The sequence below is a fragment of the Tianweitania sp. genome, from assembly GCF_032053605.1.
Taxonomy (GTDB): Bacteria; Pseudomonadota; Alphaproteobacteria; order Rhizobiales; family Rhizobiaceae; genus Tianweitania.
Genome location: NZ_DAMBUH010000123.1, coordinates 1 through 9576, shown reverse-complemented (window position 1 = coordinate 9576; position 9576 = coordinate 1). Strand labels below are relative to the sequence as shown.

The 9576-nt window shown below is 61.5% G+C and carries 12 protein-coding genes and 1 pseudogene; 9 read left to right on the top strand and 4 right to left on the bottom strand.

Features of this window, described 5'->3' with window-relative positions; genetic code table 11:
- The 3 genes from RTX98_RS18280 to RTX98_RS18270 all read left to right on the top strand — a co-directional run.
- Window positions 1-923 (top strand): ABC transporter permease (locus tag RTX98_RS18280; RefSeq protein WP_312798222.1); only part of this gene is annotated, 923 nt, incomplete at its 5' end.
- A 74-nt stretch (window positions 924-997) separates the two neighbouring features.
- Window positions 998-1693, top strand: coding sequence for a YdcF family protein (locus RTX98_RS18275; RefSeq protein WP_416223167.1), 696 nt, complete (start codon window positions 998-1000; stop codon window positions 1691-1693).
- Between the two features lie 102 nt (window positions 1694-1795).
- Complete coding sequence (locus tag RTX98_RS18270; RefSeq protein ID WP_312798221.1) at window positions 1796-2587, top strand: 1-acyl-sn-glycerol-3-phosphate acyltransferase; 792 nt, start codon at window positions 1796-1798, stop codon at window positions 2585-2587.
- On the opposite strand, the gene RTX98_RS18265 is transcribed toward RTX98_RS18270, so the two are convergent.
- Window positions 2577-3113, bottom strand: coding sequence for a gamma-glutamylcyclotransferase (locus RTX98_RS18265; RefSeq protein WP_312798220.1), 537 nt, complete (start codon window positions 3111-3113; stop codon window positions 2577-2579). The two genes, RTX98_RS18270 and RTX98_RS18265, sit on opposite strands and share 11 nt — an antisense overlap.
- 111 nt (window positions 3114-3224) lie before the next feature.
- On the opposite strand from RTX98_RS18265, the gene RTX98_RS18260 reads away from it, so the two are divergent.
- Window positions 3225-4214 carry a DUF2125 domain-containing protein gene (locus RTX98_RS18260; RefSeq protein WP_312798219.1) on the top strand — a complete coding sequence of 330 codons (990 nt, stop codon included), beginning with the start codon at window positions 3225-3227 and terminating at the stop codon, window positions 4212-4214.
- On the opposite strand, the gene RTX98_RS18255 is transcribed toward RTX98_RS18260, so the two are convergent.
- Together RTX98_RS18255 and hisC are read right to left on the bottom strand one after the other, a co-directional pair.
- Window positions 4211-5137 (bottom strand): prephenate/arogenate dehydrogenase family protein, encoded by a 927-nt coding sequence (locus tag RTX98_RS18255; RefSeq protein WP_312798218.1) that lies wholly within the window; start codon window positions 5135-5137, stop codon window positions 4211-4213. The genes RTX98_RS18260 and RTX98_RS18255 overlap by 4 nt on opposite strands.
- Before the next feature lie 12 nt (window positions 5138-5149).
- Window positions 5150-6262: a histidinol-phosphate transaminase gene (gene hisC / locus RTX98_RS18250; protein ID WP_312798217.1), complete on the bottom strand. Its 1113-nt coding sequence runs from the start codon at window positions 6260-6262 to the stop codon at window positions 5150-5152.
- Between the two features lie 171 nt (window positions 6263-6433).
- Between hisC and metX the strand changes: the two genes are divergently transcribed.
- Genes metX through RTX98_RS18225 form a run of 5 tightly spaced genes read left to right on the top strand, consistent with a single transcriptional unit; the run spans window position 6434 to window position 9277 of the window.
- A complete protein-coding gene (gene metX / locus RTX98_RS18245) occupies window positions 6434-7630 on the top strand; it encodes a homoserine O-acetyltransferase MetX (RefSeq protein WP_312798216.1) in 1197 nt (398 codons plus the stop codon).
- Window positions 7627-8265, top strand: a complete 639-nt coding sequence (gene metW / locus RTX98_RS18240) for a methionine biosynthesis protein MetW (protein WP_312798215.1) — start codon at window positions 7627-7629, stop codon at window positions 8263-8265. Before metX ends, metW begins: the two co-directional genes overlap by 4 nt.
- A 50-nt stretch (window positions 8266-8315) precedes the next feature.
- Window positions 8316-8576: a hypothetical protein gene (locus tag RTX98_RS18235; protein WP_312798214.1), complete on the top strand. Its 261-nt coding sequence runs from the start codon at window positions 8316-8318 to the stop codon at window positions 8574-8576.
- Window positions 8573-8881, top strand: a complete 309-nt coding sequence (locus RTX98_RS18230; RefSeq protein WP_312798213.1) for a type II toxin-antitoxin system RelE/ParE family toxin — start codon at window positions 8573-8575, stop codon at window positions 8879-8881. Before RTX98_RS18235 ends, RTX98_RS18230 begins: the two co-directional genes overlap by 4 nt.
- A 45-nt stretch (window positions 8882-8926) precedes the next feature.
- Window positions 8927-9277, top strand: a complete 351-nt coding sequence (locus tag RTX98_RS18225) for a hypothetical protein (RefSeq protein WP_312798212.1) — start codon at window positions 8927-8929, stop codon at window positions 9275-9277.
- Here RTX98_RS18225 and RTX98_RS18220 read toward each other — a convergent pair.
- Window positions 9258-9576: pseudogene (locus RTX98_RS18220) on the bottom strand (SAM-dependent methyltransferase); the annotation flags it as partial. The gene RTX98_RS18225 and the pseudogene RTX98_RS18220 overlap by 20 nt on opposite strands.

The following is a 9576-nucleotide window of genomic DNA, read 5'->3' as shown; positions in this document are numbered from 1 at the left end:
CGCGCCGACGCACCGCGCCCATCGTGCCGGAACAAAACATTGCCGGCCGCGCGCTGATCTTCGTGATCGCGATCATGACCTTTCTGTCCTGTTTGACGCTCGGCGCCGTTTCGCTCGTGCGCGACACCGCTTCCATGTGGGAAAGCCAGATTTCGCGCGAAGCGACGATCCAGATCCGGCCGCGAGAAGGGCTGGACATGGAACAGGCGCTGGTGGACGCCAGCCGCATTGCTTCAGGCTTTGCCGGCGTCCGCAGCGCCACGGTTGTGGACCGCGCCGCGACTTCGCGCCTGCTGGAGCCGTGGCTCGGAACCGGCCTCAACATCGACGACCTTCCAGTGCCGCGCCTCGTGGTGGTGACGATCGATGAATCCAATCCGCCGGATTTCGGCTCCATGCGCAGCTTGCTGGCGTCTGAAATCGCGACCTCGTCCTTGGATGACCACCGCACCTGGGTGGACCGGCTGGTGGCCATGGCGCGCACAACCGTGACGATCGGTCTGGCGGTTTTGGTGTTGATGTTGTCGGCCACCGTTCTGTCCGTTGTGTTCGCAACGCGTGGAGCGATGGCGGGCAATGGTCACATCATCGAAGTGCTGCACTTCGTCGGCGCCGAAGCGCGCTTCATCGCCGCCGAGTTCCGCCGCCACTTCCTGCTTACTGGCATGAAGGGCGCGCTGGTTGGCGGCGTTCTCGCGATGCTGGTATTTCTCGGCTTCGGCTGGTGGTCGTCACGCAATTTGGCGACGCCGGAAGCCGATCAAGCGACCGCTTTGTTCGGCAATTTCGCCATCGGCCTGTCAGGTTATCTCGGCGTCGGTTTGATCGTGCTCTTGATCGGCGCGCTGACCGCAGCCACCAGCCATTTCACTGTGGTCCGCTACCTCAGCGAAATGGATCTGTCCCAGCAAGCTTCGGAATAGGACGATGCTGTACAACCACCTTGTTGCAGCGGAGCGAATTTCCTCGGCGAGCGTTCGAGGATAGTATGAGCGTGATGAAGAGCATGGAAGGAGACCGGGCGACCCAACGGGGCCTGGATGTGCTGCGGCAAGGTCAGCCGCAAACCCGCCGCCGCGTGCCGCGCATTCTGCGCTGGATCGTCTCGTTCTGCTTGTTTGCAGCCTTCATGCTGGGCGTCGGCTTCCTCGCTTTCGCCACCCATGTCGCCACGCTGGATACCCCGCAGGATCCTCGCAAGGCCGACGCCATCATCGTCTTGACCGGCGGGCTTTACCGGCTCGATGCCGGCGTCAATCTCCTCAACGACGGCAAGGGTGAGCGGCTGCTGATCAGCGGCGTTAATCCCAAGGCCGGCCGCGATGATCTACGTTTGGCAACCGGCGGCGATCGCAAGCTGTTTTCCTGCTGCGTCGATATCGATCACGCAGCGCTCGATACGATCGGCAATGCGGAAGAAAGCGGCAAGTGGATGCAGACGCATCATTATAACAGCGTCATCCTCGTCACCAACAACTACCATATGCCCCGCAGCCTGCTGGAAATGCGCCGCATCTTGCGCGGCGTCGAGATTCAGCCTTATCCCGTGGTCAACACCAATCTGAGCGATGGCAGCTGGATGACCGATCCGGACGCGCTTCGGGTGATCGCCACCGAATATGCCAAATTCCTTGCAGCTCTTGCTCGCGGCTGGACCGGCATGGCGGATGGTTCGGCCACGGCCAACGGCTGATTGCCATCCGTTGCCCCTCGTCACGGCATTTCTGAACGGACAGGCCATTCCACTCGGGACCGAAATGCTCTACCCAGCAAGCCCCTCCTGCTGGCCCGCCGCATGACCGCAATCCGCTCCTTCCTGTACAACGTCGCCTTTTACGTGAACCTCATCGTCTTGATGATCGTGTTCACGCCGATCTATTTCGTGCTGCCGCGCTTGAAGGCCTGGTTCGTGCCGAAGTTCTGGGCGCGATCGAGCCTTTGGTTGCAGCACGTCATCGCCGGCACGAAGAGCGATATTCAGGGCGTGGAAAACCTGCCGAACACGTCCTTCATCCTTGCGCCGAAGCATCAATCCTTCTGGGACGTGCTGGCCTTCTTCCCTTACCTCAAGGATCCCCTGTTCATCCTCAAGCGCGAGCTAATGTGGATCCCACTTTTCGGCTGGTATGTTGCCAAGATGCAGATGGTGCCGGTCAATCGCGGCGAGCGCGCCAAGGCGCTACGCGCCGTTGTTGCCGCGACATCGAAGGAGATGGAACGCAACCGGCAGCTCATCATCTATCCCGAAGGCACCCGTCGCGCCCCTGGCGACGAGCCGGCCTACAAGTGGGGCATTGCCGAGCTTTACAGCAAGCTGAACGTACCGGTCGTACCGGTTGCCCATGCGGCCGGTCTTTACTGGCCGCGCCGCAAGTTCCTGCGCTATCCCGGCACGATCCATGCGCGTTTTCTACCGCCGATCCCGCCCGGCCTTGACCGTAAAGCCTTTCTGGAGCGGTTGATCGCGGAAACGGAAGCCGCCTGCGACCAGATGCTGGTTGACGCCGCAACCGGTCCCAACCCGCCGCCTTTGCCGCCAACGGCCCTCAAGCGGCTGGGGGAACTCGGCGTTTCCGTCAAGCGCTGACGCTTGCGGGCTGCGGCAACAAGGCAGCCACTTCCTCCAGCCACGGATCGCGTATGCGCAAGGCGCGCAGATGCTCCACCGTGTTGAGGACGTAATCTTCGTTGGGCCCCGAATAGCCCTTCGCGCCGGAAACAATCGCCGCCGCCTCACGCGCTTCAAGCGCGCCGGCGTAGTGCGGATGCTCTCGGTCGACGACGTAGGTCAGCGCAGGCACGCGGTAGCCATCGCTCAACGTCACGGTCAAAACTCGCTCGCGATAAACATGCGTCACCAATTCGCGTTCGCGCAGATAGGCGATGACTTCGTCTCGCAGGGCTCCGGGCACGCGAAAGGCGAGGCCGATGCAGGAGCCGCCGCGATCGAGGCCGAGCACCAGACCCTTTCGTTCGCGCGTTCCCCGGTGACCGGTTGAAAGCACACAAAGCGACCGCCGAAACCCGTGCAAACGGGCGCGTCTTGTTTCCACATGCGCAAAGCCCGGCCGCCAAATCAACGAACCGTAGCCAAACACCCAAAAATCGCCCATATCGCCGGAAGAGATGGCTTCTGAACTCCCGCAAGGATTCGAGCCGTTCGCCAGGTTCATACCCAGCCACGCCGATCTTCCCGTATTCGATAAGAAAAAGCAGACCTTTCCATGACGTCAAGTGACCAGCAGGGTTCACCGATCTTCCGGCGCATATTGGTGCTTGCGCTCGTGGTGCTCGTGGTAATCTGCGCTTACGTCGCCGGCTGGTATTATCTGGCGGGACGGCTGGAAAGCTCGGCCAACCGCTCGCTGCGCGACATCCGCGCGGCAGGCGGAGAGGCCGATTGCGTCGACCAGACCGTGCAAGGCTTTCCCTTCCGTATCGGCCTGTTCTGCAACGGCGTGCTTTACTCCACCCCGGCTCGCGATGTGCAGCTGAAAGCCGGCGCATTCCGCTCGGCCGCTCAGGTCTATGATCCCCGCACGATCGTCGGCGAGCTCGATGGCCCGATGGAAGCCGTGCTGCCCGGCCTCGTGCCGCTGTCACTGTCCTGGAACCTCATGCATGCCAGCGTGCGCCTGGCCGAACCGCTGCCATCGGCCGTTTCGGTTGAAGGGCGCGATGTCGTTGTCGGGGAAAGTGCTGGCGGGCAGGGCCTGTTCAAGGCCGAAAACGCGCAGGTCCATATGCGTGCCAACAACAGCGATGTTGATCTCGCGGCACGCTTCACCAATCTGCGGCTGAACGGCGCTTCGGATGCGGAAGGCGCGCCGGGGCTGAACGCTGAAGGCAATATGACGGTGTTCGACGGCGTCACCCTCGCCACGTCGCCCCAAGCGATCGAACTCGGCTACAAGACTGAGATCCGCGCCTTGACCCTGTCTTTCGGCCCGGATGCCTCGATCGGCCTGTCCGGCCCGCTTTCGGTGGACTCTTCAGGCCTCATCGACGCACAGCTGACGCTGACTGCGCGCCAGCCGATCGCCATTGCCCGGGTGCTGACGGCGCTGTTTCCCGAGCAGCGCAAGGAAATCGAGATGGCCTCGTCCGGCCTGACCATGCTCGGCAACGCGCCGTCGCTGCCCCTGACGATCGCCAAGGGCAGGGCATCGATCGCGTTCATCACGCTCGGCGATATCCCGCCGCTGCGGCCTTAAACTTTGGCAGCAGCCTGTCGGCCGAAGTCCGGCAGGTCGACTTCCTGACCTGCTTCGATGATCGAGCGGCGCACGTCACGCGTATGCGTGAACATCTCGAACAGCTTGTCGCCGTCGCCCCAGCGGATCGCCCGCTGAAGCGAAGACAAGTCCTCGGAGAAGCGCGCCAGCATTTCAAGGATCGCGTCCTTGTTGTGCAGGCAGATGTCGCGCCACATCACCGGATCGGACGCCGCCAGCCGCGTAAAATCGCGAAAACCGGACGCCGAATATTTGATGACCTCGGATTCCGTCACCGTTTCCAGGTCATCGGCCGTGCCGACGATGTTGTAGGCGATGATGTGCGGCAGGTGTGAGACGATCGCCAGCACCTTGTCGTGGTGGTTCGGATCCATCGTGTCGAGCCGCGAACCGCATGCTTCCCAGAAGCGGCCGAGGCGTTCCACCGCATATTGATCCGTTCCGGGCAGGGGGGTCAGAATGCACCAGCGCCCCCGAAAAAGCTCCGCAAAACCGGCGGATGGACCCGACTTTTCGGTGCCTGCGATGGGATGACCGGGAATAAAATGGACGTTTTTCGGCAAAAACGGGAGCATCTGTCCGATTACCGAGGCCTTCGTGGAGCCCACATCGGTCACGATCGCACCCGCTTTCAAGGCAGGCGCGATCTGCTCCGCGACGGCTCCGGACGACCCGACCGGGACGGAAATGATCACGAGATCAGCGTCCCGCACGACCTCTTTCGCATCGATCGCGTAACTGTCGCCCAGCCCCAATTGCCGAGCTTCTTCAAGCGTTTGCTCGCTGCGGGTGGAGATGGCGATGTGGTTGGTGAGGCCCTCGCGGCGGATCACACGCGCCAAGGAGGAGCCGATGAGACCGATGCCGATCAGGGCAATCTTCTCAAACAGAATTTCAGACATGGATTTGTTTCTTCAGGTCTTGAGAAAGTCACTCAAGGCCGCGACGACGCCACGATTGGCCTCCTCGGAGCCCACGGTCATTCGCAGCGCGTTGGGGAAGCCATATCCCGCAACGCGCCGCAAGATATAGCCTTGGGCGCTGAGATAATCGTCCGCCTTCGCCGCCGAATGCGCTTCCGCAGGCGGGAAATGGATGAGGATGAAGTTGCCGACGCTGGGCGTCACGCGAAGGCCGAGCTTGGTCAGCTCTTCCGTCAGCCAGGGCAGCCAGGTCTCGTTGTGCTGCACGGTCTTCTCGACATGCGCTTGATCGCGGATCGCCGCAACACCGGCAGCGATTGCAGCAGCATTGACGTTGAAGGGGCCACGCACGCGGTTCAGCGGATCGAGGATATGCTCGGGGCCGTACAGCCAGCCGATGCGCATGCCGCCCAGGCCATGGATCTTAGAGAACGTACGGGTCATGACCACGTTCTGCGCCGATTTCACCAGATCCACACCGGACTCGTAATCCTCGCGGCGGACATATTCGGCATAGGCAGCATCCAGAACGAGCAACACGTTCTTCGGCAGACCGGCATGCAGGCGCCGCACTTCAGCAAACGGGATATAGGTGCCCGTGGGATTGTTGGGGTTGGCGAGGAAGACGATCTTCGTGCGCGGCGTGACTGCCGCCAAGATCGCGTCGACTTCCGCCGTTTCATCCTTTTCCTTGACCACCACAGGCACACCGCCGGCCGACTGGATGTAGATGCGGTAAACCAGGAAGCCGTGTTCGGTGAAGATGCCTTCGTCGCCCGGCTGCAGGTAGACCTGCGCCAGCAAGCCGATCGCTTCGTCCGAGCCGTTGGTGCACAGGATGTTGGCGGGGTGCAGCCCGTAAGCTTCGCCGATCGCCTCGCGCAAAACCGTGGCGGAGCCATCCGGATAGAATTCCATGTGGCCGGCCGTGTCGCGCACGGCGGCAATCGCTTTATCCGACGCACCCAGCGGATTCTCGTTGGACGACAGCTTGTGAATCTTGCTCACGCCAGCCGATGCGGTCGACTTGCCGGGCACATAGGCCGCGATGTCCAGCACGCCGGGCTTGGGTGTGGGGCGATCCTGGACGGCTTCGGTGCTCATGACGGCGCTCGTTCTTGGCTTCGGCTGATAAGTCAGTGCTGACTGATACCGGCGAATAAACCTGACGCAACGGCTTGTCGAGTTCAAAGCGGCGTGCCGCCTCGACGCCCCATTGACAGGACAGGGCGTCCTTCCCTAGCTAAGTCCATCTTTCCCTGGGGTTGCCCGACCATGATTACCTTGCCGAAGCTCGCGCGCTCGCGCCGGCTGCTTGCCGCCGACGAAGCAAATAAACCCACAAGTCAGGTTCTGCGCTTCGGCCCCGACAAACCCCTTAAGCTCGATGCTGGTGTCGATCTCGCGCCCTTCCAGATCGCCTACCAAACCTATGGCACGCTCAACGAGGCGCGGTCCAACGCTGTCCTTGTTTGCCATGCGCTGACGGGCGACCAGCATGCCGCCAACACCCATCCCGTGACGGCTAAGGATGGCTGGTGGGATGTGCTGATCGGACCCGGCAAGATCGTCGACACCAATCGCTTCTTCGTCATCTGCTCGAATGTCATTGGTGGCTGCCTCGGCTCGACCGGTCCGGCCTCGATCAACCCGTCCACCGGCAAGCCCTATGGCCTCGATCTGCCGGTCATCACCATCCCCGACATGGTGCGTGCGCAATCCATGCTGGTGGATCATTTCGGCATCGACCAGCTGTTTTGCGTGATCGGCGGCTCCATGGGCGGCATGCAGGTTCTGGAATGGGCGGCGAGCCATTCTAGCCGCGTGTTCAGCGCCTTGCCGATCGCCACAGGTCCGCGTCACTCCTCGCAGAACATCGCCTTCAACGAGGTTGGCCGTCAGGCCGTGATGGCGGACCCCGATTGGTGCGGCGGAAAGTATATCGAAGAGGATAAGCGGCCGGAGAAGGGTCTGGCGGTGGCGCGCATGGCCGCCCACATCACCTATCTCTCGGAAGCTGCGCTGCATCGCAAGTTCGGCCGCAACCTGCAGGATCGGTCCCAGCTGACCTTCGGCTTCGATGCCGATTTTCAGATCGAGAGCTATCTGCGCCATCAGGGCATGACTTTCGTCGACCGCTTTGACGCGAACTCCTATCTCTACATGACCCGCGCCATGGATTATTTCGATCTGGCGGCGGACCATGATGGACGGCTGGCCGACGCCTTTGCCGGCACCTCGACGCGCTTCTGCCTGGTGTCCTTCACCTCCGATTGGCTGTTCCCGACCTCTGAAAGCCGCTCGGTTGTGCACGCGCTGAATGCCGCCGGCGCGTCGGTGTCCTTTGTCGAGATCGAGACCGATCGCGGCCACGACGCCTTCCTGCTCGACGAGCCCGAACTGTTCGCCGCCATCAACGGCTTCATCAGCTCGGCCGCCCGCGCCTACGGCCTGCCGGAGGCCGCGCAATGAGCCAGGAACCACCGAAACTCACCATCGGCGAGCGCCAAACCCGTTTCGACCTCGATGTCGTTGCTTCCTATATCAAGCCTCAAGCGAAGGTGCTCGATGTCGGCTGCGGCGATGGTTTGCTTCTGGAAAAGCTTGCCGGCGAAAAGCAGGTGGATGGGCGCGGCGTGGAACTGTCTCAGCGCGGCGTCAACGAATGCGTGGCGCGCGGCCTGTCGGTGATCCAAGGCGATGCCGACACCGACCTCGTTTTCTATCCAGATCGCGGCTTTGATTACGTCATCTTGAGCCAGACGCTTCAGGCCACCAAGAACCCGAAAGCGGTGCTGGAGCATCTGCTGCGCATTGGCGACAAGGTGATCGTGTCGATCCCCAATTTCGGCTATTGGCCCAACCGCCTCGCACTCGCCTTCAAGGGCCAGATGCCTGTCAACCGCCATCTGCCCTATAGCTGGTACGACACGCCCAACATCCACTTCTGCACCATTCGCGATTTCGTCAAACTCTGCGACGAAGTCGGCGCCAAGGTCGAGAGCGCCGCAGCACTCGACGGCAGCGGCCAGAAGATCGGCCTGTCCATGCCCTGGTGGTTCTGGAACTTCTTCGGCCAGCAAGCGGTGTTCATGCTGCGCCGCTGACGCGGGGTGCTGGGTGTGCTATTTTCGGGCAAGCGAACTGGAGCGAAACCATGCGCGATGAGCAGTTTACGGTGAACCTGCCCGATGATCTCGCGGACTTCGTCAGTGAGCACATCACGGGTAGTGGCCGCGAGACTTTGAGCAACGAGGTCGTTCAGCAAGCGTTCGACGTGTTGCGACACCAGCAGGAACAGACGGCGCGGATGAAAGCGGAGTTGGACGAGGCGGAAAAAGACCCTCGGCGCTACTCGCTGGAAGAGGTCAAAGCTCGGTTGGAACGGCGTCTTGCAGAACTGAATGCTCATTCGTGAAGCTCGCTGTCACTTCCACAGATCAAGCAATTCGTGATCTGGATGCAATCGAAGCTTTCATCGCGCTCGACAATCCAGTTCGCGCCGTAAGCTATGCGTTGGAAATCGTTGATGCGTGCATGAAATTAGCTGAGATGCCTGAACTGGGACGTCGCCGAGACGAACTGGGTCAGGGCAGACGTTCGTTTTCGTTCCGAAAGCGTCAGACGATCATCTATCGTATTCTGACGGACCGGGTGAATGTTGTACGCATCTACTCTGCGGGCAGAGACGTCCTGCGAGATGATCAGGGCGACAACAATTGAGGCTGGCAGCTTTCATGGATAGCGGTCCAAATCGGAGGTCACTCGATGCCTAAGCGGTTGACCATAGCTGTTTCTGAGGAAACCGCCGATTTTTTGCGCACGCGAGTCGCTGGCGGCGCGTCGATCGACGGCTTGATAGCTGAGGCGTTGGCGCATCTACGGACCCTGCAGCAAAAACTGGCTCGGGTTCGGGCGCAACTTGATGAAGCCAATGTTGATCCGGGTCGCTATTCGCTCGACGAGGTGGAAGGCACCGCTGAACTGCTTCTTTTCCTGAAGGAAACATTGGACAGCATCGAGAGCCGTGACCCGCTTCTGAAAGTCACGTTGGGAGAACTGTCGGCAAGCCGTAAAATCGTGGAAAAGGTTCGCGCGCTTAACGCTCGCGCTCACTAACGCGCACCCGCACCGCACCCTGAGGACTCAGCGCCGGAACCAGAACGCGGCGCGTCACGCGCTTGGCCACCGGAATGCCCTGATACAGCCGCTTCTGCGCTTCCACCACGATCACGCCTGAAAAGATCGGCCAGAACCGGCGGCCGGCGCGTTCCAGGACTTGGGCGAGGCGCATCATCCAGCGGCTGGTGGAAGGCGGGAAGAACAGGGCATCGCCCCAGGCGCCCGGTGTGAAGTTGGCTTCGCGCAACAGCGTCATCAGCTGCGTGCGGGAATAGGGCCGGCCCGTGCCGAAAGGC

What these genes read in the sequence shown, in the direction of transcription:
- RTX98_RS18275 (WP_416223167.1), top strand. Translation starts at nt 998, where the DNA reads ATGAAGAGCATGGAAGGAGACCGGGCGACCCAACGGGGCCTGGATGTG.
- RTX98_RS18270 (WP_312798221.1), top strand. Translation starts at nt 1,796, where the DNA reads ATGACCGCAATCCGCTCCTTCCTGTACAACGTCGCCTTTTACGTGAAC.
- RTX98_RS18265 (WP_312798220.1), bottom strand. Translation starts at nt 3,113, where the DNA reads ATGGGCGATTTTTGGGTGTTTGGCTACGGTTCGTTGATTTGGCGGCCG.
- RTX98_RS18260 (WP_312798219.1), top strand. Translation starts at nt 3,225, where the DNA reads ATGACGTCAAGTGACCAGCAGGGTTCACCGATCTTCCGGCGCATATTG.
- RTX98_RS18255 (WP_312798218.1), bottom strand. Translation starts at nt 5,137, where the DNA reads ATGTCTGAAATTCTGTTTGAGAAGATTGCCCTGATCGGCATCGGTCTC.
- hisC (WP_312798217.1), bottom strand. Translation starts at nt 6,262, where the DNA reads ATGAGCACCGAAGCCGTCCAGGATCGCCCCACACCCAAGCCCGGCGTG.
- metX (WP_312798216.1), top strand. Translation starts at nt 6,434, where the DNA reads ATGATTACCTTGCCGAAGCTCGCGCGCTCGCGCCGGCTGCTTGCCGCC.
- metW (WP_312798215.1), top strand. Translation starts at nt 7,627, where the DNA reads ATGAGCCAGGAACCACCGAAACTCACCATCGGCGAGCGCCAAACCCGT.
- RTX98_RS18235 (WP_312798214.1), top strand. Translation starts at nt 8,316, where the DNA reads ATGCGCGATGAGCAGTTTACGGTGAACCTGCCCGATGATCTCGCGGAC.
- RTX98_RS18225 (WP_312798212.1), top strand. Translation starts at nt 8,927, where the DNA reads ATGCCTAAGCGGTTGACCATAGCTGTTTCTGAGGAAACCGCCGATTTT.